Source organism: Tsukamurella ocularis, from assembly GCF_965138335.1.
Lineage (GTDB): Bacteria > Actinomycetota > Actinomycetes > Mycobacteriales > Mycobacteriaceae > Tsukamurella > Tsukamurella ocularis_A.
Genome location: NZ_CBCSDV010000043.1, coordinates 1 through 20,700, shown reverse-complemented (window position 1 = coordinate 20,700; position 20,700 = coordinate 1). Strand labels below are relative to the sequence as shown.

Annotated in this window: 19 protein-coding genes and 1 pseudogene; 9 read left to right on the top strand and 11 right to left on the bottom strand. The window is 71.0% G+C overall.

The features are described from left to right. Positions 1-27: 27 nt before the first annotated feature. The 4 genes from ACNAYW_RS23175 to ACNAYW_RS23160 all read right to left on the bottom strand — a co-directional run bounded on the left by ACNAYW_RS23175 (position 28) and on the right by ACNAYW_RS23160 (position 4,903). On the bottom strand, positions 28-2,550 hold the full coding sequence (locus tag ACNAYW_RS23175) for a polynucleotide kinase-phosphatase (RefSeq protein ID WP_415851979.1): 2,523 nt from the start codon (positions 2,548-2,550) through the stop codon (positions 28-30). Beyond that, positions 2,547-3,938 carry a 3' terminal RNA ribose 2'-O-methyltransferase Hen1 gene (locus tag ACNAYW_RS23170; protein WP_415851978.1) on the bottom strand — a complete coding sequence of 464 codons (1,392 nt, stop codon included), beginning with the start codon at positions 3,936-3,938 and terminating at the stop codon, positions 2,547-2,549. The genes ACNAYW_RS23175 and ACNAYW_RS23170 overlap by 4 nt, the downstream gene beginning before the upstream one ends. A gap of 135 nt (positions 3,939-4,073) precedes the next feature. After that, complete coding sequence (locus ACNAYW_RS23165; RefSeq protein ID WP_415851977.1) at positions 4,074-4,553, bottom strand: SRPBCC family protein; 480 nt, start codon at positions 4,551-4,553, stop codon at positions 4,074-4,076. A gap of 11 nt (positions 4,554-4,564) precedes the next feature. After that, a complete protein-coding gene (locus ACNAYW_RS23160) occupies positions 4,565-4,903 on the bottom strand; it encodes an ArsR/SmtB family transcription factor (RefSeq protein WP_415851976.1) in 339 nt (112 codons plus the stop codon). Between the two features lie 157 nt (positions 4,904-5,060). Between ACNAYW_RS23160 and ACNAYW_RS23155 the strand changes: the two genes are divergently transcribed. From ACNAYW_RS23155 to ACNAYW_RS23140, 4 genes are read left to right on the top strand one after another with little or no spacing between them, the layout of a single operon-like run. Continuing rightward, positions 5,061-5,957, top strand: a complete 897-nt coding sequence (locus tag ACNAYW_RS23155; RefSeq protein WP_415851975.1) for a metal-dependent hydrolase — start codon at positions 5,061-5,063, stop codon at positions 5,955-5,957. Then, on the top strand, positions 5,954-7,090 hold the full coding sequence (locus ACNAYW_RS23150; RefSeq protein WP_415851974.1) for a PDR/VanB family oxidoreductase: 1,137 nt from the start codon (positions 5,954-5,956) through the stop codon (positions 7,088-7,090). The genes ACNAYW_RS23155 and ACNAYW_RS23150 overlap by 4 nt, the downstream gene beginning before the upstream one ends. Before the next feature lie 10 nt (positions 7,091-7,100). Beyond that, complete coding sequence (locus tag ACNAYW_RS23145) at positions 7,101-7,997, top strand: alpha/beta fold hydrolase (protein ID WP_415851973.1); 897 nt, start codon at positions 7,101-7,103, stop codon at positions 7,995-7,997. Further along, on the top strand, positions 7,994-8,866 hold the full coding sequence (locus ACNAYW_RS23140) for an alpha/beta fold hydrolase (RefSeq protein WP_415851972.1): 873 nt from the start codon (positions 7,994-7,996) through the stop codon (positions 8,864-8,866). The genes ACNAYW_RS23145 and ACNAYW_RS23140 overlap by 4 nt, the downstream gene beginning before the upstream one ends. Before the next feature lie 271 nt (positions 8,867-9,137). Here ACNAYW_RS23140 and ACNAYW_RS23135 read toward each other — a convergent pair whose 3' ends face one another. The 3 genes from ACNAYW_RS23135 to ACNAYW_RS23125 form a co-directional block, all read right to left on the bottom strand. Continuing rightward, the gene (locus ACNAYW_RS23135) at positions 9,138-9,464 is read right to left on the bottom strand and encodes a PadR family transcriptional regulator (RefSeq protein ID WP_415851971.1); all 327 of its coding nucleotides are present in this window, start codon (positions 9,462-9,464) and stop codon (positions 9,138-9,140) included. Further along, a complete protein-coding gene (locus tag ACNAYW_RS23130; protein WP_415851970.1) occupies positions 9,461-10,459 on the bottom strand; it encodes a hypothetical protein in 999 nt (332 codons plus the stop codon). Before ACNAYW_RS23130 ends, ACNAYW_RS23135 begins: the two co-directional genes overlap by 4 nt. A gap of 177 nt (positions 10,460-10,636) precedes the next feature. Next, positions 10,637-11,455: a phytoene/squalene synthase family protein gene (locus tag ACNAYW_RS23125; protein ID WP_415851969.1), complete on the bottom strand. Its 819-nt coding sequence runs from the start codon at positions 11,453-11,455 to the stop codon at positions 10,637-10,639. A 59-nt stretch (positions 11,456-11,514) separates the two neighbouring features. Between ACNAYW_RS23125 and ACNAYW_RS23120 the strand changes: the two genes are divergently transcribed. Further along, entirely contained in the window at positions 11,515-12,384 is an 870-nt protein-coding gene (locus ACNAYW_RS23120; RefSeq protein WP_415851968.1) for an exodeoxyribonuclease III, read from the top strand. Between the two features lie 73 nt (positions 12,385-12,457). Further along, the gene (locus tag ACNAYW_RS23115) at positions 12,458-13,702 is read left to right on the top strand and encodes an oxygenase MpaB family protein (RefSeq protein ID WP_415851967.1); all 1,245 of its coding nucleotides are present in this window, start codon (positions 12,458-12,460) and stop codon (positions 13,700-13,702) included. Positions 13,703-13,709: 7 nt separating this feature from the next. Here the strand turns inward: ACNAYW_RS23115 and ACNAYW_RS23110 are convergent, their stop codons facing one another. The 3 genes from ACNAYW_RS23110 to ACNAYW_RS23100 all read right to left on the bottom strand — a co-directional run bounded on the left by ACNAYW_RS23110 (position 13,710) and on the right by ACNAYW_RS23100 (position 15,443). After that, a complete protein-coding gene (locus ACNAYW_RS23110; RefSeq protein WP_415851966.1) occupies positions 13,710-14,204 on the bottom strand; it encodes an FBP domain-containing protein in 495 nt (164 codons plus the stop codon). A 142-nt stretch (positions 14,205-14,346) separates the two neighbouring features. After that, positions 14,347-14,940, bottom strand: coding sequence for a TetR/AcrR family transcriptional regulator (locus ACNAYW_RS23105; RefSeq protein ID WP_415851965.1), 594 nt, complete (start codon positions 14,938-14,940; stop codon positions 14,347-14,349). Further along, positions 14,937-15,443, bottom strand: a complete 507-nt coding sequence (locus tag ACNAYW_RS23100; RefSeq protein WP_415851964.1) for an SRPBCC family protein — start codon at positions 15,441-15,443, stop codon at positions 14,937-14,939. Before ACNAYW_RS23100 ends, ACNAYW_RS23105 begins: the two co-directional genes overlap by 4 nt. Positions 15,444-15,610: 167 nt before the next feature. On the opposite strand from ACNAYW_RS23100, the gene ACNAYW_RS23095 reads away from it, so the two are divergent. After that, positions 15,611-16,279 (top strand): TetR/AcrR family transcriptional regulator, encoded by a 669-nt coding sequence (locus tag ACNAYW_RS23095; protein ID WP_415851963.1) that lies wholly within the window; start codon positions 15,611-15,613, stop codon positions 16,277-16,279. Continuing rightward, positions 16,276-17,322 carry a DUF6670 family protein gene (locus tag ACNAYW_RS23090; RefSeq protein WP_415851962.1) on the top strand — a complete coding sequence of 349 codons (1,047 nt, stop codon included), beginning with the start codon at positions 16,276-16,278 and terminating at the stop codon, positions 17,320-17,322. The genes ACNAYW_RS23095 and ACNAYW_RS23090 overlap by 4 nt, the downstream gene beginning before the upstream one ends. 73 nt (positions 17,323-17,395) lie before the next feature. On the opposite strand, the gene ACNAYW_RS23085 is transcribed toward ACNAYW_RS23090, so the two are convergent. Then, positions 17,396-17,971 carry a SanA/YdcF family protein gene (locus ACNAYW_RS23085; protein ID WP_415851961.1) on the bottom strand — a complete coding sequence of 192 codons (576 nt, stop codon included), beginning with the start codon at positions 17,969-17,971 and terminating at the stop codon, positions 17,396-17,398. A gap of 194 nt (positions 17,972-18,165) precedes the next feature. On the opposite strand from ACNAYW_RS23085, the pseudogene ACNAYW_RS23080 reads away from it, so the two are divergent. After that, a pseudogene (locus ACNAYW_RS23080) lies at positions 18,166-20,590 on the top strand ((Fe-S)-binding protein); the annotation flags it as partial. Between the last annotated feature and the right edge of the window lie 110 nt (positions 20,591-20,700).

Sequence of the window (20,700 nt, the reverse complement as noted above, 5' to 3'; positions counted from 1 at the left end):
CCCGCCGCGGCGACGGGGCCGGCACGCCTACAGGCGCGGGTCCACCGGCTCCGACTCCGAGGCGAGCACCGCGAACACCGACTGGTGCACCCGCCACAGCGGCTCGCCCGCGACGAACGCCGCCAGCGCATCCCGGCCAAGAGCGTGCTCCGCGAGCGCCATCTTCCGCTTGCGGCCGAGGTTCCGGTCGCGCAGCACGTCGAGCGAGTCGAGGTAGTCCGGGCCGTAGATGATGCGCAGGTACTCGCGTCCGCGGACCTTGAGGCCCGGCTGCACCTTCCGGCCGGCGCCACCGGACCCGCCCGGTCCGCTCCCGGCGCCCAGCGGCTTGACCACCATGCCCTCGCCGCCGGCGTCCGTGAGCTCGGTCCACCACCGCGCCGCCGCCGCCCGGTCCGCCGCCGAGGCCAGGTCGACGATGCGGTGCCGCGTCGGCGTCAGGAACGGGTCGGTGAGCTCGCCGAGCACCGCCAGGTGCCACTCGTGCGACTCCTCGGCGAGCACTCGCCCCTCCGCCGCCAGCACCTGGAAGGGCGCGACGGTCACCCCGTCGAGCCCGTCCGTCGGCCGGTAGTACCGCGCGTAGGCATCGCGGAAGGCGTTCGCGTTCACCGCGCGTCGGGCCGTTCGCTCCCGGAGGTCCGCCACCTCGAGGCCGCGGGCCGCGGCGGCGTCGAGCCCCGCGAGCGCGGCCGGGAAGGCCTCGCGTGCCGCCGCGCCCACGGACGCGTACTGCGACCGGATCAGCTCGCCGGCCTTCGCGGACCAGGGCAGCAGCTCGCAGTCCAGCGCGAGCCAGTCGGTCTCCAACCGGTCGAACAGCGGGGCCACGGCCCGCCGGAGGCGGTCCACCAGCGGCTCGACGTCGCCGAAGAACGCCCGGCCGGTGCGCGTGTACACCGCGCCTGTGCTCCCGTCGGCGATGCCGAATCGCCGTGCCGCCGCAACGGAATCGCGCGCGAGCACCGCGACGGCCCGCGAACCCATGTGCTTCTCCTCGCAGATCACCCGCTCCACGCCCCAGCCCGCGAAGTCCTCGAACGCCCGCTCCGGGTACTCGAGGAAACCGTCCTCCCGCGCCACCGACGCCGGTGACATGGTGGGCGGCAGGTACACCAGCCACCGCGGGTCCACGGCGAACCGACTCATCACCTCGAGCGCCGCGGCCGCGTTCTCGCCCTCGACCTTCACGCGGCCCGCCGTGCGGGTCGACAGCCAGCGGGTGCCGGCCACGTCGTCGTACCGCAGCACGGAGTCGGCCCGGTCGTCCGACGGTGCCGCCACCGCCGGCCGGGCCGGCGCGTACCACTGCGACTGTGCGGGCACGGAGACGATCTCGCGCTCCGGGTACCGCAGCGCGGTCAGCGCGCCGCCGAACACCGCACCGGTGTCGATGCACAGCGTGTTGTTGACCCACTGCGGCTCGGCGACCGGCGTGTGGCCGTACACGACGGCCGCGCGACCGCGGTAGTCCCGCGCCCACGGGTAGCGCACCGGCAGCCCGACCTCGTCGGTCTCGCCGGTGGTGTCGCCGTAGAGCGCGAACGCCCGTACCCGGCGCGATGCCCGCCCGTGGTACTCCTCCTTGAGTCCCGCGTGGGCGACGACGAGTCGCCCGCCGTCGAGGACGTAGTGGCTGAGCAGTCCGTCCATGAACGTCAGTGCGGCGCCCCGGAACTCCTCCGGCTCGGCGGCCAGCTGATCCAACGACTCCTGCAACCCGTGCGCGACGGTGACCGCTCCGCCCTTGAGGGCGCGCACCAGCTTGTTCTCGTGGTTCCCGCTGACGCACAGCGCATCACCCGCGGCCACCATCCCCATGACGAGGCGCAGCACGCCCGGCGTGTCCGGCCCGCGGTCCACCAGATCGCCGACGAAGACGGCGGTCCGCCCCTCCGGGTGGTCGGCGCCGTCGGCGCGCACGCGCCAGCCGAGATCGGTGAGGAGCGCGCGCAGCTCGGCCGCGCAGCCGTGCACATCGCCGATCAGATCGAACGGCCCGGTGAGCTCCGTCCGGTCGTTCCACGGCCGCTCGCGCACGAGGGAGGCACCGTCGACCTGCGCGGTGTCGCGGAGCACGTGGACGCGACGGAAGCCCTCCTTCTTGATCCCCTTGAGGTACCTGCGCAGCTCCCGCGCCTGGCGGGTGATCACCTGCGGGCCGAAGGTACGGTCGGTGCGCTGCCGGTTCCGCTCAATGGCGATCTCGTCGGGAAGATCGAAGACGATGACGTCGACGAGGACGTCGTGCGCGCGGGCGAGCGCCACGAGCGAGGCCCGGGAGGCGCGCTGCACGTTGGTCGCGTCGACGACCGTGAGCAGGCCGCGGCGCAGCCGGATACCCACCAGGTGGTGCAGCAGGTCGAAGGCGTCGGACGTCGCGGCCTGATCGTTCTCGTCGTCGGCGACGAGGCCGCGGCAGACGTCGCTGGAGACCACCTCGGTGGGCCGGAAGTGCGTGCGCGCGAACGTCGACTTGCCGCTGCCCGAGGCGCCGGCCAGCAGGATCAGGCCGCGCATCGGGACGGTGACGACGGTGTCGGTGTTCATCGGGCGGACTCCTTCCGGGTGAGAACGGCCATCTGGGTGGGGGTTCCGCGCTCGGGATCGGCGTCGCCGATGCCCTCGTGCCGGACGGTGTAGCCGTACCGGTCCGCGACCCCGGCGGCCCACGCGGCGAACTGCGCACGGTCCCACTCGAATCGGTGGTCGTCGTGCCGCATCCCGGCGAGGTCGGGGTAGAGCGCGTTGTACTCGCAGTTCGGGGTCGTGACCACGACGGTGCCGGGCCGCGCGGCCCCGAAGACGACGTGCTCCAGGGCACCGAGCCGCGACGGGTCCACGTGCTCGATCACCTCCATGAGCACCGCCGCGTCGAAGCCGGCGAGCCGGTCGTCCTCGTAGGTGAGGGCGGCCTGGAACAGCTCGATCCGCCGCCGCTGCCGCTCGGTCATGTCGTCGAGGTGCAGGCGCTGCGCCGCGCGCTGCAGGGATCGCACCGAGGCGTCGCATCCCGCGACGCGGTCGATCCCCCGGGTGGCGAGCAGGCGGCCCAGGAACTGTCCCGGGCCGCAGCCGAGGTCGATCACCGAGCTCGCGCCGCTCGCGACGATCTCCGCGTGCACGGCGTCGTGCCGTAGCGCGTTGAGCGGCTTCGCCGGCTCGTCGGTGGCGGCACCGTCGTCCTGCGCCTCGGACGGGAGGCCCTCGACCTCCGCGAGGCGCTCGAGGGCCTGCGCCGCGAGGCCCGGCCCGCGGCCGAGGTAGCGGCGGGTGATGAGCTCCCGGTCGGGGTGGGTCTCGAGCCAGCCGGCGCCCGAGCGCAGGAGCTTGTCCACCTCGTCGAGCCCCTGCCAGTAGTGCTTCGACTCGTCGAGTACGGGAAGCAGGACGTAGAGGTGGTTGAGGGCGTCGGCGAGCCGCACGTCGCCGGTGAGGCGGAGCCGGAGGTACCGCGAGTCGCCCCACTCGGTGATCTCCGCATCGAGCGGGACGCTCTCCGCCTCGACGGTCCAGCCGAGCGGGCCGAAGAGCCGCGCGGCCACGTCCGGGCCGCCGCGGCACGGCAGCACCGGGATCTCGATCTCGAGCGGGATCGCGCGGTCGGCGACGTCCTGACGGCTGCCGCCGCGGCCGCCCCGCGCGCTGCGGAAGACGTCCGCGAGCGCCACCGCGAGCAGCGACGTGGCCGCGTAAGGACGGTCGTTGACGTACTGCGCGAGCGCGAAGTCGGGGCTGGACCGGCGGCGGCGCGCGAGCGCGATCGGATCCACTTCCAGCAGGAGCGCCGCGGTGCAGCGGGTCTCGGTCGCCTCCGGGTAGAACACGGTGGCCGTGCCGAAGGGCTGGGCGAACTCCTGCACCCGGTCGGGGTGCTTGTGCAGGAGGAAGCCCAGATCGGTGGCCGGTACGTGCGTGGTGGAGACGGTCAGATACACCCCGTCATTCTGCGGTACAGCGCATCGGTCACCAACCGAAATTCAGGGGAGCACATGCGCTCGGCTCCGGGGCACCGACCGGGGCCGCTCCGTGCCGGACGGCGCCCGCTGAGCGAACACCATCCGGCGCAGGCGTCAGAGCAGGGCGTCGATCTGGTTCATCGCCTGGGTCATGCCCTCCTCCATGCCCATCTCGAGGACCTGCTCGAGCTGCTCGAGCGATCGGTGGGTGGCGGTGAGGGTCATGTGGGTCACGTCGCCGTCGGGCGTGATGACGACGGTGGTGACGGAGTGGTCCTCCGGGTCGACGGGCTCGCCGTCCTCGCCCGCGAAGCCGTCGCGGAAGGTGAAGGTCGACGGTGCGTCGGTGGACACCGTCGCGAACCAGCCGCCGGCCCTGGTGCCGTCCGGGCCGGTCATGTAGTAGCGGGACTCGCCGCCGGGACGCAGCTCGTGACGGACGAAGGTGGCGGGCCATCCGGGCGGGCCCCACCACTTCTCGAGCAGCCGCGGGTCCTCCCACAGCTGCCAGACGCGGTCCGGGGAGGCGGCGAACTCGGCCTCGAGGGTGAAGGTGAGCGCCTCGCGATCGGCGCCGGTGGTGAGCACGGGCATAGCGGAACTCCTCAGTCGGTCGGGGGGTCCAGCAGCGCGTCCATGCGCGCCACTCTTCCCCGCCACAGGTCCTCGTAACCGCGCAGCAGGCGAGCGCCGCGCGCGATGGTCTCGACGTCCGGGCCGACCAGGGCCTCCCGGCCCCGTCGGGTCTTGACGACCAGGCCCGCCTTCGCCAGCACGGCGACGTGCTTCTGCACCGCCGCGAAGCTCATCTCGTAGCCGCGGGCGAGCTCCGAGACGGAGCACTCCCGCTCGATCACCCGGACGACGATGTCGCGCCGGGTGCGATCCGCGAGGGCGTGGAAGAGGCGGTCCGCCTCGTCCGGTGCCAGTTCATCTACAACCATCAGGTTGTAGGTTACGGCCGTCACATCCGGCCCGCAAGAGGTTCGGCCCGCCCACCCGAAAGTGATAGGTTCCGTGCCGAGTGCTCTCACTGCCGGTAGCGCTCACTGGACATCAGGGTGTTGAATGTCAAGACACCCACGTGGAAGGAGTCGGACGATGAGTTCGCGCACATCGGCTCAGCAGCACGAGCCCGCGGAGGTCGAGATCCACGCCCGGAACGTGGAGTTCGACTGGGAGAACGTGCCGCTGGAGTGGATCCCCGGTGAGCCCGTGGCCAGCGACATCATCAGCAGCATCCTGCACTCCGTGCTCCCCGAGGGCGAACGCTGGTTCTGCGAGGTCTACACCGAGGCGCTGCCCTTCGTGAAGGACGAGAACCTCGCCCGGACCATGCGCGGCTTCATCGGCCAGGAGGCCATGCACGCCGAATCGCACGACCGGGCGCTCTCCGAGTACCTGCAGCGCTGCGGCATCGACACCGCCCCCGTGGCCCGGCAGTTCGAGTACATCTTCCGCAAGATCCTCGCGCCGCGGACCTACCACTCCGATCGCGCGCAGTACAACGACATGGTGCAGCGCCTCTGGCTCATCGCGGCGGTCGAGCATTACACCGCGATCCTCGGCGTCTTCGCGCTCAACAACGCCTGGGACGACTTCGACGTGGACCCGACGATGGCCGACATCTGTCGCTGGCACGGCGCCGAGGAGGTCGAGCACCGGTCCGTCGCGCACGACGTGGCGAACTACTTCGACCCGAGCTACTTCCACCGCTGCCGCGCGATGATCGTGGGCATCGTCTTCCTCATCCTCGCGCTGCACCGCACGTCGGGTTACATGCTCCGCAAGGATCCCAACTTCAGCTACTCCTACCCGCGGCTGTGGTGGGAGTACCTCAAGGGCTCACACAAGAACATCCTGCCGAAGCTCCGCGACGTCGTGAAGTTCACGCTCATCTACTTCAAGCCCAGCTTCGACCCCGCCTCCATCGGGTCCACCGCGCAGGCCGTCGCGTACCTCGCGAAGTCGCCGGCCGCCCGGGCGGCGAACGGATGACGGGCGAGCGCAAGGCACCGTCGGTCTTCCGGCCCTGGGGCGAGCCCGTCACCGAGATCCCCCCGCACCTGTACGGCCGGTGGAAGCGGGATCCGCTGTTGCGCTTCGCCAACGCCTTCTTCGGCGTGACCATCCCCGCGTTCGCGCACTTGATGAAGCCGCGGAACCTGGCCGAGCCCAGCACCAGCCGCGAACTGCGGGTGGTCTCGCGCGAGATCGTCGCGCACGACAAGGACGTCGTCGCGCTCACCTTCGTCTCGGCCGACGACAGCCCCCTCCCCCGCTGGACCCCCGGCGCGCACCTCGACCTGCTGCTGCCCTCGGGTCGCATGCGCGAGTACTCGCTGTGCGGCGATCCCGCGGACTCCGACACCTACCGCATCGCCGTGCGCCGGATCCCCGGCGGCGGAGGCGGTTCCGTCGAGGTGCACGAGACCCTGCACGTCGGGGCGACGGTGACGGTCAAGGGACCCCGCAACGGCATGCCCATGGCGGTGCCGGGCCACGGCTCCTCCGCCGAGCACCTGCGCTTCGTCGCCGGAGGCATCGGCATCACGCCGATCCTGCCGATGATGATCGCCGCCGAGCGCCTGGGCCTGAGCTGGTCGATGCTCTACACCGGCCGCTCCACCGACACCATCCCGTTCATCGCCGAGGTGGCACGCTTCGGCGACAAGGTGGAGGTCCGCACCGACGACGAGCACGGCATCCCCACCGCCGACGTGCTCATCGGCGACACCCCCGGCCCCACGGCGCTGTACGCCTGCGGCCCCATCCCTATGCTCGAATCGCTGCGCGTGGGCCTGATCGGCCGCACCGACGTCGAGCTGCACTACGAGCGCTTCTCCGCGCCGCCGGTGGTCGACGGCAAGCCCTTCACCGCCACCCTGGCCGAGTCCGGACAGACCCTGGACGTGGCCGCCGACGAGACGCTGCTGGCCGCGATCCTCAAGGTCAAGCCGGACGCCCCGTACTCGTGCAAGCAGGGATTCTGCGGCACCTGCCGGATGACGGTGACCGAGGGCACCGTCGACCACCGGGACAAGACCCTGACGCCCTTCGAGCGGGAGCAGGGCCAGATGCTGACCTGCGTCTCGCGCGCGGCCGGCGATCACCTGACCATCGATCTGTAAGGCGTACAGCATGACTGAGCAGCACCGGTTCGACGTGACCACGTCCGACGGCCTCACCCTGGCGGCCTTCCGCTACGGCAACCACGACGCGGCACGCCCGACCGTGCTCGCGATCCACGGCTACCCCGACAACCACCACGTGTGGGACGGCGTGGCCGCGGCCCTCGACGGTCGCGCGAACGTTTACACCTTCGACGTGCGCGGCGCGGGCGATTCGGAAGCGCCCGCAGGCAAGGCCGGGTACCGGTTCGACCGCCTCATCTCCGACATCTCGCGGGTCATCGACGCGGTGCGCGAGGTCAGCGGCGACCGCGCGAAGGTGCACCTCATCGGCCACGACTGGGGCTCGATCCAGGGCTGGCACGCTGTCGTCGACCCCGCGGTGGCGGACAAGACCGCCTCGTACACCTCGGTGTCCGGGCCGAACCTGAACCACGCCGGCGAGTACCTGCAGGGCGTCCGCAGCGCGAAGGACCTGCCGGCGCGGCTGCGCCAGGCCGCGGGTTCCACCTACATCCCGTTCTTCCTCGTTCCGGGACTGGCGGATTCGCTGTACAAGCGCGGGTGGGGCCAGAAGCTGATCGAGACGCTGGAGAAGCGCGGCACGGGCGGCAAGGTGGCCGAGGGCTACACGCGCAGCGACCGCGACTTCACCAACGGCCTGAACCTGTACCGCGCCAACATGCCCGCGCCGTTCCTCAAGCCGGCGGACGCCACTACGTCGGTGCCCGTGCAGGTGATCACCCCCGAGGGCGACCTGTTCGTGACGCCGCCGCTGCAGCTGGCAGGCCTCGAGAAATCGCCGAAGTCGCGGCACGTCTCGGTGCCCGGCGGACACTGGGTGGTGGCGCAGAACCCCGGCCCGCTGGCCGACGCCACCTTCGAGTGGGTCGAGGCGAACCGGTGATCCGCAGCATCCCCGTGCGCGGCCGCTGGGTGCGGGTGCGCGATTCCGGCGACGCCTCGCTCCCCACTCTCCTTCTGCTGCACGGCATCACGCGCAGCCTGGAGGACTGGGACCCGACCTTCGAGGCACTCGCCGGCGAGTACCGGCTCATCGCACCGGACCTGGCGGGGTACGGCTGGTCGGCGCCCCATCCCGACGGTGCCGGCCTCGTCGCGCTCGCCGACGGGGTGGCGGAGACCCTGGCCGCGCTCGACGTCGCGGGCCCCGTGCACGTCGCGGGCAACTCGCTGGGCGGCGCGGTCACCATGACGCTGCTCGCCCGGCACCCCGAACTGGTCGCGTCGATGACGCTCGTGGATCCGGCCGGCTTCGGCAAGCAGGTCACGCCGCTACTGCGCCTGCTCGGGGTTCCCGTGCTGGGCAAGCTCATCGCGACCACGCCGAGCCGACCGGGCGCGATCATCCAGGAGCGGCTGATCTTCGCCGACAAGTCCTACGCCACCCGCGCCCGGATCGACCACGCGATGGCCATCGCCCGCGAGACGGACGCCGGCCTCACCGCGTGGAAGACGGCCGACCTCCTGGGCTCCGTGCTGGGCGGCGTGCGCCAGGAGTGGCGCGACGAGCTGCACCGGACCATCGCGGCGACGCCGCGGCCCACCATGGTGCTGTGGGGTTCGCGCGACAAGGTGCTGCCGCCGTCCCATCTGGAGAACGCGCGGAAGCTGATCCCGCACGCGGAGACGCACCTTCTGCCGGGCGTGGGCCACATGCCGCAGCTCGAGTGCACGCGCGAGTTCGCCGCGCTGATCACCGCGTTCCTGCGGCGGAACCCGGTGGCCGCGCTGCCGCGGGCCGCGTCGGAATAGACCATCGGCGCCCCCACGCGGGGTGGTAGTCGTTCACGGAGGGTATGCGCCTGGCGCATACCCTCCGTTTTCGCAGTTCAGAGACATGTTCGCCGGCGCAGGCGATGCGTCCCGCGCATACCCTCTCCCCTCCCCCCGATGCAGGGCGCGCCGCACGACGTGTGTCAACTGCGCCGAGCCGGACCGCGGTCCTTAGCCCTTTCCGCTTCTTCATACCGTTGCAACGGTATGAAGAAGCGGAAACGTCAGCGGGAAGCCGGACTGCGATGACTCAGCGTGCGGGTGCAGCCCCGAGCGCGGCGGCCGCCGCGGTGAACGCGCGCCACTCCTCGCGGAGGCGCGCCAACTCTGTGCGGCCGGCGTCAGTGAGCTCGTAGACCTTGCGGGCTGGGCCGGATTCGCTCTGCTCCCACTCCGCAGTGATGCAGCCGTCGTTCTCCAACTTCACCAGCGCGGGGTAGAGCTGCGCGCCCTTGATCGGCTGCAGCCCCACCTCGACCAGCGCTGCCGAGACGCCGTACCCGTGTCGCGGCGCCGACTCCAGCACGCCGAGGATCAAGAGCGGCAACGTCGCCCGCTGCCATGCCGCGGTACTCACCGTTCCTCCGCCGGCCCGGAACGCCATACCCGCACCGCGGCCGGCGCCAGCAGGACGAAAACAACCAGGAACGACACCGAACCCCACGACAGACCTTCGTCTACGAGCGAGGCGGCGGCTCCGAGCGCGATCCCCACAACGAACACTGCTGTCACCGCGACCTTCAGCCGCCAGCGTCGGCGGGGCGCCGCGGGATCGTCGGCCGCTAGGCGTCTCGCCATGGCGCCCGGTTGCCCGTAATCATCGACCGCCGTAGCAGTCACGCCCGCACGGAGCGCGCGCTCGTGCTCGCGCGCCGTTTCGCCGGAGACGCCCATGGCCAGGAGCCCGTCCCGAAGCTGAGCGAACCACTCCTCGTCGGTCCAGCCGATGTGCGGTTGGCGCTCGGGAACGAAGCGGCTGGCACCGATCACGAGCACACCCGGCAGCAGGCAGGCCAGGGCGATTCCCCATATCGGGGCGTCCGCAATCAGGACCGTCCAGTCGCCGGCCCACCCCGCCAGAACCACCCCTCCGGCGAGCGCAACGACCGTCGCTACGGCCACGATCGCGGCGCGTCGCACGCGACCGGCGCTGAACTCACCCACCGCCACGAGACCTCCGAGCATCGTCGTGGCGATCGCCGCGAACAGGATCACCGGCCCGACCGTGACATCAACGGGACCGTCGCCGCCGACGAGTACGACGATGCCGGCGATGAGGCCCTGGAGAAGCAGAAGCCATCCCGCAACCGTGAGGATGTCGTGCATGCCGAAACTCTCCGCTGCTGCGGCGGCCACATCCGCCGATCCGAGTTCTGCAGCGTCGGCGCGGGCGAGGGCACCGGGGTCGCCGAACAGCTCCGCCGCGGGCACACCCGCGGCCGCTACGGAATCGACGAGTTCGTTCTGGCGGCGCACGAGGATCTCGCGGTTGATCCCGTCCTGCCCGGCGAGCACCAGGAGGTAGTGGGCGCCCCACTGCTTGTCGCGCTCGGCGAAGCTCTTCGCTTCCATCTCGACTCCTACCTAGATCGAATTTGTATCTAGGTATAGCAGTACGGAACGCCCGCGGCAATACGCCGACACGCGAGGCTATGCGCGGAGGGCATAGCCCCGACCGTCCAACAACTGTCTGACCGGCGATTATTCAGGTATGCGCAGGACGCATGGCTCCCCCGCACGACTACATGGTCAGCGCGAGGACGCCAGCGATCGGGCGAGAACCGCGGCCTTGCGTGCCGCGGGGACGCGCACGCGGCCGGACCGCGCACCGTCGAGCCCGGCGGCGCGGAGGCGGCGCAGGAGTTCGCCGTAGAGGTCGGCGGCGGTGCGGACCCCGCGCTGCACGTCCGCCGGGAGCCGCGCGATGCCGGCCCGCCCGGCGGCGAGGTCGGCGGCGGCGTCGTCGAGGGCCTCGTCGTAGGCGCGCTGCGTGAGCTCGGGCAGGTAAGCACGGCCGAGGCGCAGCTCGTCGTCGGTGAGGTCGCGGAGGAAGTTGACCTTCTGGAAGGCGGCGCCGAGGCGCAGGGCGTCGGGCGCGAGCCGGTCGTAGTCCGACGGTGCCGCGCCCGCCAGGTAGGCGCGCAGGCACATGAGCCCGACGACCTCTGCCGAGCCGTGGATGTACTCGGCGAGCGACTCCTCCGTGTGCGGGGCGGGAGCGAGATCCGCGCGCATCGACGCGAAGAAGGGCCTGGTCAGCTCGGCGCCGAAGCCTGTCTCGCGGGCAGTGTGGGCGAAGGCGTGCACCACGAGGTTCGCGCTGAAGCCCTCGTCGATCGCCCGCTCGACGGCCTGCTCCAGCGCGTCCAGGTGGGCGCGCGGGTCGGTGGTGCAGGCACCGTCGACGACCTCGTCCGCAACCCGGACCAGCCCGTAGATCGACGTGATGTGGCCGCGGACGCGCCGCGGCATCAGCCTGGCGGCCAGCGAGAACGACGTGGAGTAGTCGCGGATCACCACCGCGGAGGCCGCGACGGCGGCGCGGCTGTACCGCTCACTCGGATCCATGCCTCCAGTGTCCCGACCGCCCGTCCGGAGCTGTCAGGGCACCCCGATACGGTGGGTGCATGCGCGTCGCCACCTGGAATGTGAACTCGGTCAAACAGCGGCACGGGCGCCTGCTCGAATGGCTCGACTCGCGCCGGCCGGACGTCGTCTGCCTGCAGGAACTCAAGCTGACCGACGACGCCTTCGCCACCCTGATCGGGCCCGACCTGGAGGAGCGCGGCTACGCGTTCGCCACCGCCGGGCAGCCGCAGTGGAACGGCTCGGCGCTGCTGTCCAAGGTCGGCCTGGACGACGTGGTGGTCGGCATCCCCGGGGCGCCCGCGTTCGACGGGATCGTCGAGGGCCGCGCGATCTCGGGCGTCTGCAACGGGATCCGCGTGCACTCGCTGTACACCCCGAACGGCCGGGAGATCGACTCCGACCACTACGCCTACAAGCTCGAGTGGCTCGCCGCGCTCGCGGCGCAGGTGAAGGCCGACACGGTTCCCCAGCTGGTCTGCGGCGACATGAACATCGCACCCACCGACGCGGACGTCTTCGACCCCGCGGCCTTCGCCGGCCACACCCACGTCACCCCGCCCGAGCGCGCAGCGATCGTCGCACTCGAGGCCCTCGGCCTGCGCGACGTGGTGCGCGAGCACTGGCCGGACGAGCAGGTGTTCTCGTACTGGGACTACCGCGCCGGGATGTTCAACAAGAACCTGGGCATGCGCATCGACCTCATCCTGGCCAGCGGCGAGGTCGCCGAGCGCACCGCGGCGGCCTGGATCGACCGGCAGGCCCGCAAGGGCAAGGGACCGTCGGATCACGCCCCCGTGATGCTCGACCTCGACACCGCACCCGACGGCGACGTGGGCCCGATGGTGCCGCCACCGTCGGCCGGGCGCGTGGTGCCCAAGGGGGCGAAACTGCCCCAGGCCAAGGGCTGACAGCTTCATGTTGCAATAGCAACAGTTCACTCGCTACTCTTCGCCGAGATCACAGGCGAGAGGGAGCGGGATCGTGGAATACGACGGAATCAGCCGCCGAGAGGCGCTGCGCGTCGCGGGCGCGGGGGCGGCCGTGGCCGGTGTCGCGGCGCTGGGCGGCACGCTGGGCACGGGCCTCGTCTCGGCGGCGCCGGGCGTCCGCGCCGACGGCACGCCCGACCCGCAGCGGACCTGGGACACCGAGTGCGATCGGCTGATGAAGTCCGTGCTCGAGCGGGGCGATGCGGCGAAGGTCAACCGCGCGCTGGCCGACTGGCAGACGAACGATCAGCCCGTTCCCGCGGGGATGCCGTCGGACGTGCGGGACTTCATCGAGGAGGCCCGCCGGCTCCCCGACTGGCTGGACCGTCGGCTCCTCAAGGGCGCCGACAAGTTCTACACCACCCGCAGCCTGTACCTCTCGGTCATCATCGGCTTCTCGGGCGGCGTAATGATGTCGGTGATCCCCCGCGAGTCGCAGGCGGTGTACTGGTCGGCCGGCGGCGCGGACATGAAGGATCGCATCGCCAAGACCTATCGGCTGGTCTACGACCAGATCGCCGTCGGCGCCTACGGCCCCAGCGGGCGCGCCGCGACGACCGCCGTCAAGGTGCGGCTCACGCACAGCGCCGTGCGACACCTGCTGCCGCAGTCCCCGCACTGGCGCAAGGTGAACAAGCAACCCCAACCCATCTCGCAGGCCGACATGATGGTCACCTGGCACAGCCTGGCGACCATGGGCATGCGGATCATGCGCAACTGGGGCGTCCACCTGCCGCAGGACGAGACCGACGGGCTCCTGCACTCCTGGCAGGTGAACGGCCACATGCTGGGCATCGACGACGCGTACATCCCGTCGAGCTGGGACCAGGCCGAGAAGCAGGCGCAGGTGGACCTCGACTCGATCATGGGCCCGACGCCCGAGGGGGTGAAGATCGCGAGCATGCTGATGGACCTGGGCAGGTCCGTCGACGGCACGATCCTCTCCCGCCCCTCCCTCGAGGCCTTCACCCGGTACTCGTTGGGCGACAAGCTGACCGACTGGATGCAGCTGCCCCGCCAGCCGCTGCTGCAGGGACTCCTCGAAGCCGGCTGGCCGACGTACGTGGCGATCCGCGAGGGCGTCCTCACGCAGACCGCCATGCCGCCGGAGATCTACCGCCAGTTCGATCAACTCGCCAACACGCTGGAGCTGCTGTACCTCGGCGAGTTCCGGCCGATCAACATCGAGATCCCCACGGGGAACAACCCGAACTACGGCAAGCCGCTGTACCGGTAGCCCACAGTCAGTCCTCCGTGCTGAGCACCTCGGCGACGAAGCCGTTCACGCGGCGGCGCAGATCGGCGAGGTTCTGCTCGCGGATCTGTTCGGTGTCGGTGCCCTTGTGGAAGGCGGGCGGCAGCTTGCGCGCGTTGGCCGCGCAGCTGAAGTCCTCACACACGAGCACGCCGATGGTGTCGCCCTTGCGGCCGGCGGAGCCGCCGCGGCGGACCGTGTACAACACCGCCTGGCTGGAGATGTTGACGTCGCGGCACCAGGTGCACATGGCCTTCGCCTTGGGCTTGGCCTCGGCCTGGGTCAGCAGGATGGTGACGAGCCCGTCGGCAGTGGGGACACTGACGTAGGCACGGCGCGGGATCTTCCGGTCGCGCCACCCGAGGAACTCGAGCCGGTCGAAGTCGGTGTCGCCGAAGTCCGCGGGGAACGTGACCCGCTTGACCTCGCTCTTGGTGGCGCCGCGGAAGGCGTCGATGATCTGCTGCTGGGATACGGGATCCATGAGTGAACCGTTCTGTTGCCGCCCCGGGCACGCCCGGGGTCGGGAAGGAGTGTGTAGGCAGGACTGCGCAGCCGGTCCGGTGGATCGGCTGCGGAGCGGGTTCATCTGCCGTGGCGCAGGGCGCCGGACACTCCTCCTCGGTTCATGCATCCCACCCTACGCGCCGTGTCACGCGAGTTTCCGAGCCCGGCGGGCGGCGCGCGCTGGGAGCCGCCTGTGACGCGAACCGACGTGCGAGTTCCCCCCACGTCGGGTCCAGCTCACCCTGCGGGAATCGGCCGTCGATCTCGAGGATCGCCATGCCGTGCGCCGCCGCCCACAGCGCCTGCGCCGCATGCTCATCCCCGGTGACGTCGAAGAACGGCGCCCCCGACCACTCCTCGAGACCGGCCGGCAGCGCGTCCCGATCCAGCGGCCCGACGGTGGCGAGCCGATACAGGTTCGGGTGGGCCCGCGCGATCGCCCGGTAGTCCCGCAGCAGCGCCGCCACGCCCGTGACGGGCCGCAGCGCCGCGCCCGACTCGGCGAGCGCCACCCCGACGAGCGCGGCCTTCACGGCGTCCTTGTTCGCGAAGTGCTTGTACAGCGACGGAGCGCGGATGCCGACCTCGTCGGCGAGGTCGCGCATCGTCACCCGCTCCCAGCCCTCGCGTTCCAACAGCGTGCGGGCGGTCTCCACGATCTGGCGCGCACGCGGCGACGCCGTGCGCAGGGGTGCCAGCTCGTCCGGGATCACCGGGCGATCGTAGCGAGCACCCGATCGCGGAGCGCGACGTTCATGGCCTCGAAACCGTCGCCGACGTCGATCGCCGAGCCCACGAGCGGCACGAGGACACCGCGGAACCGCTCCCCCTGCGTGAACCGCGTCCCGCCGGCGGTGGCCTCGAGCCGGAAGGAGTGTTCGCCGTCGAGCAGCCCGGGAACCAGTACTCGCCCCACCCACCGCATCTCGCGCTCGGGCTCGACCGCCAGGAGTTCGGGTCGGAAACCGGTCTCGGAGCCGCGGTCGCTGATCCGCACGTCGAGATCGCGCCCGACCTCCAGGCCGTCGGGGGCCGCCGCGCGGATCACGAACGGATTCCACTGCGGGTACGCATCGACATCGACGAGGACGCGCCACACCTCGGCGGGCGAGGCGGGTATCTCGATCGACCTCTCGACCGCCCGCTCGCGGTACAGCACCGCGGCCAGTCCCACCACGAGCACGATCACCGCGGCGATCGACAGGATCCACTTCATCGCTACCTCCTGAAGCTAACATTGTTAGCCGTACGGTAGGCGAACACTGTTAGCCTTGCAACCCGGGAGCCGTGCGTTGACCGCGGAGCCACCGCGACCTAATGTGACCCTCGAGTCATATCCGGCCGGTACCGGTCCGGCCGACGACCACGGCGACGGGAGGCCGGGTGACCGCATCGATCGCGTCCCGGCGCTCCGGGACCCGCGGCGTACCGCGCGCGGTGCGCGCCGCCGCCATCCTCGAGGCCGCGGCCGACGAGTTCGGCGCAGCGGGTTACGCAGGAGCGCAGCTGACGTCGATCGCGGCCCGCGCCGGGGTGTCGAAAGCCCTGGTCCTGGCGTACTTCTGCTCCAAGGAGAAGTTGTACATCGCCTGCGTCGAGAAGGCGGGGCCGATCGTCTTCGACGCGGTCGCCGCAGCCGTCGACGCGCCCGCTTCCGCGCCCGCCGAAGGCTCGCTGTTCAGTCGCTCCGCGAACGCCGTCCTCACCTCACTGTTCGCCGCCCTGGACGGCCGGACGGGCTACTGGGCGCTGCTGTACGACCGCACCCTGCCCGCCGGCGCCGGCCGCGATGCGGCACGGGCACAACGGCATCGGCTGCGGGAGCAGTCCGCGCGCACTGTCGCCGACGTGCTCCGCGCCGCCGGGCTGGCCGACCCGCGCGACAGCGCGGCCGCCGTGCTGATCTGGGAGTCCATGGTCTCGGCGTCGATGCACTGGTGGCGCCTCAACCCCGAGCTGTCCGCACCGGAGCTGTCCGCCACCTCCGGCCGCATCCTCGCCGCCTTCTCGTACCCGGCGCCGCCGGCCGCACCCGAAACGGAGATGTCATGAGCCGCATCGTTTCCACTCTCCTGTCCCGCGCCGTGGTCGACACGGCGCTCCCCCTGCTCGACAGCAGGATCGCGGCGTCCCGTCGCCCCTTCGACCAGCCGGACATCCTGCGGCCGCACGTCGATTCGAAGGTCTGGGCCACAACGCACTTCGGCGTCTTCGTCCCCGACCTGCCCGAGCCCTACCGGTACGTGAACACGATGACGCTCATCGGCGCCTCGGGCGCGGAGCTCTTCGACCAGGACCATCTCGCCGCGGCCGACGCCCGCAACACCACGACGGTGCTCTCGTCCACCGCGTACGCCGACCAGCACTTCTATCGCGCCTACGACGCCTCGACCGAATGCTCCTTCGCCGCCGACGGTTCCGCGCTGCGCTGGGGCGAGGAACTGGCGATCGACGTCGACCTCCCCCGGGTGGCCGTGCGCGGGCGTTACCCGGGCTTCGCCGTCGACCTCGAACTCGAGGTGACCGACCAGGTCTCGTTCTTCGTGAAGACGCCCGTCTACGACCACCTGAGCCTGACCGCGCCGTACACCGGCACCGTCGACGGCGATCACGTCGAGGGCCTCGGGACCTTCGAGTACGCGCGCATCCGCAGCCACCAGGCGCTCACGCGCCGGCCGGTGCCCGACCCGCTCAAGCTGCCGATCGACTTCTTCACCTACCAGATCATCGACATCGACCCGACGACGCAGATCCTGCTCACCGACGTCCGCGCGCGCGGACGCACGGCCTGCCGCCTCGCGCACGTGCGGCGACTCGGCGAGCCGGCTGAGGTCTACGAGGACGTGCGCATGGAGGTGCTCGAGTCGCGCGAGCTCGTCGACGACCGGGGCCGCGCGATGACGGTGCCCGTGTTGCTGCGGTGGACGGTGCGCGACGGCGACGGCGCGGTACTCACGATCGACGGTTCCGTCGACAGCCCGCTCCGGTACGGCCACGGGCGCGGGTACGTCGGCGCGTACACGTACATCGGCACCTTTCGCGACGAGCCCGTCGCCGGCAGCGCCTACGTGGAGTGGATCGACACCCGGGGCTGATACCCGACGATCTCGCGGTCTCCGGGCACTCGACCCCGAATCCGGCTTCGAGCCGACGCTGAATGCGACGTCGTCAGCGGCCGCGGGCGATGTCGAGGGCGGCCTTCGGGCGCGACAGGAAGTACTCGCGGGCGAGGTTGCGGACCCACGCGCGACGAGTGCAGCCGCACTCGGCGCGGACGGCGTCGGCGTCGAGGCCGAGGTGCCGGGCGAGGGCGGCGGCCCGTCGGGCATGGAAGCCCTGGGAGACCAGCAGGGCGCGCCCCACCCCGAACTCGTCGCGCGCCCGGAGGCACGCGAGGTAGGTGTCGAGCCCCGCACCGTCGGTCAGCAGCGCGGAGTCCGGTACGCCGCGCTCGCGCAGCCACCCCGTCATCACGGCGATCTCGTCGCCCGAGAGCCCCTCGGCGTTCCCCGAGACCAGGATCTTCTCGACCTTCCCCAGCCAGTAGAGCTGCAGCGACGCCTCGAGGCGGCCCTCGACGAAGGAACCCGGCCGGCCGCCGCGCACGGATGCCCCGAAGGCGATCGCGACGGGTGCGGGCGGCGCCGTCTCGGGCGAATAGAGGGGTCCGAGGCCGGTGACGCCCGTCACGACGGAGCGCAGGCGTGAGGCGGGCCGCGTGTGCGCTGGGACGACGGAACTCATCAGCACATCGTACTGAGCAGGTAGTTAGGTGAACCTTCGCGCGAAGGCCTGCAGGTCCGCGATCTACCGTTAGGCCAGACGCAGTGGTTTCGCGCTGATATTACCGACGAGTAACATCAGCCGTTGAGCCCAGCCCGCGAGGCAGAAAGGTGCACGACGTGGACCAGACGTATTTGGCCGCCGCCGAGTCCGACATCACCCCGCTGAACATCGCCCTCGGCACGATCGGCGCAGTCGCGTTCGTCGTCGCGTGGGCGATCTTCTTCCGCGGCGCGTTCCGCATGGTGCGGATCATCGCCCAGGGACAGTCCGCCAAGGAGCGCTGGCTCCCCTTCATCCGCCGCGCGGCGGAGGTCGTGGTCGAGTTCCTCGCCCACACCAAGATGATCAAGAACCGCACCGTGGGCATCGCCCACTGGTTCGTCATGGTCGGCTTCCTCGCCGGCATGATCCTCTGGTTCGAGGCGCTGCCGCAGAGCTTCGACCCGTCGTTCCACTGGCCGGTCATCGGCTCCTGGCCGTTCTACCACCTGCTCGACGAGCTGCTCGGCATCGCGACCTTCCTCGGCATCCTCGTGCTCATCGTGGTCCGCCAGGTCAAGCACCCGCGCAACCCGGCGCTGTTCTCGCGCTTCTCCGGCAGCAAGTTCCTGCCCGCGTACACGATCGAGGCCATCGTCCTGTTCGAGGGCCTCGGCATGATCATGGTGAAGGCCGGCAAGATCGCCATGACCGGCGAGTCCAGCCCCGTCACCGACTTCTTCACCCGCCACGTCGCCGAGCTGCTCCCCGCGAGCCCGACGATGGTCACGATCTTCGCCTTCATCAAGCTGATGTCGGGCGTCATGTTCCTCATCCTGGTGGGCAGCAACCTCACCTGGGGCGTCGCGTGGCACCGCTTCTCGGCCTTCTTCAACATCTACTTCAAGCGCGAGCTGGGCAGCCGGCGCGCGCTGGGCGCGGCCAAGCCGATGGTCTCCAACGGCAAGGTCCTCACCATGGAGAACACCGATCCCGACGTCGACAACCTCGGCGCCGGCAAGATCGAGGACTTCTCCTGGAAGGGCTGGCTGGACTTCACCACCTGCACCGAGTGCGGTCGTTGCCAGAGCCAGTGCCCCGCCTGGAACACCGGCAAGCCGCTGAGCCCGAAGCTGCTGATCATGGGCCTGCGCGACCACGGCTACGCCAAGGCCCCGTACCTGCTGGCCGGCGGCCGCACGGACCCGTCGGGCGAGCAGACCGGCCTGGTCGACGCCGAGGGCAACCCCGACGAGGCGAAGCTGGAGAAGATCCCCGCCGACGCCCGCGCCGAGGCCGAGCGCGCGCTCGTCGGGCCCGCCGGCGAGGACGGCGCCCTGGGCGGCGTCATCGACCCCGAGGTCCTCTGGTCCTGCACCACCTGTGGTGCGTGCGTCGAGCAGTGCCCCGTCGACATCGAGCACGTCGACCACATCGTCGACATGCGCCGCTACCAGGTGCTCATCGAGTCGGAGTTCCCGCACGAGCTGGCCGGCCTGTTCAAGAACCTCGAGAACAAGGGCAACCCCTGGGGCCAGAGCCCCAGCCAGCGCACCGCCTGGATCGACGAGATGAACATCGACATCCCGGTCTACGGCCAGGACGTCGAGTCGTTCGACGGCTTCGAGTACCTCTTCTGGGTCGGCTGCGCCGGCGCCTTCGAGGACCGGGCCAAGAAGACCACGAAGGCCGTCGCCGAGCTGCTCGACGTGGCCGCCGTGAACTTCCTAGTCCTGGGCCAGGGCGAGACCTGTACCGGCGACTCCGCGCGCCGCGCGGGCAACGAGTTCCTGTTCCAGATGCTCGCGCAGCAGAACATCGAGCAGCTCGACGAGGTCTTCGACGGCCTTCCCGCCAAGCAGCGCAAGATCGTCGTGACCTGCGCCCACTGCTTCAACGCGCTCGGCAACGAGTACCCGCAGGTCGGCGGCGACTACGAGGTCGTCCACCACACGCAGCTGCTCAACAAGCTGGTCCGCGAGAAGCGCCTCGTGCCCGTCGCGCCGCCGAGCGAGGACGTGACCTACCACGACCCCTGCTACCTCGGCCGGCACAACCAGGTCTACGAGGCCCCGCGTGAGCTGATCGGCGCCTCGGGCGCCACGCTCAAGGAGATGCCGCGGCACCTCGAGAGGTCCATGTGCTGTGGCGCCGGTGGCGCGCGCATGTGGATGGAGGAGCAGCTCGGCAAGCGGATCAACATCGATCGCGTCGACGAGGCCCTGAACACCCTCTCGTCGACGCCCGAGGCCACGCCCAAGAAGATCGCCACCGGCTGCCCGTTCTGCCGCGTGATGCTCTCCGACGGCGTCACCGCGCAGACCGCCGACGACGAAGCCGCCGCGCCCGAGGTCGTCGACGTCGCGCAGATGCTCCTCGAGTCCGTCCGGCGCGGCCTCCCCGAGGGCATCGTCGTCGGCAACCCGAACCGCAAGGTGTCCGACGGTGCCACCGCGCTCGCGGAGGCGCCCGCCGAGGCTCCGGCTGCGGCTCCGGCCGCTGCCCCCGCGGCCGCGACCCCCGCCGCTCCGGCGGAGAAGAAGGACGCGAAGCCCACGGTGGGGCTCGGCCTCGCCGGCGGCGGCAAGCGCCCCGGTGNNNCNAAGAAGCCCGGCGCGCCCAAGCCCGCGGCGGCACCGGCCGCCGAGGCACCGACCGCCGGGGCAGCTCAGGCTGAGGCTCCCGCCGGGCCGGCGGGAGCCTCAGCC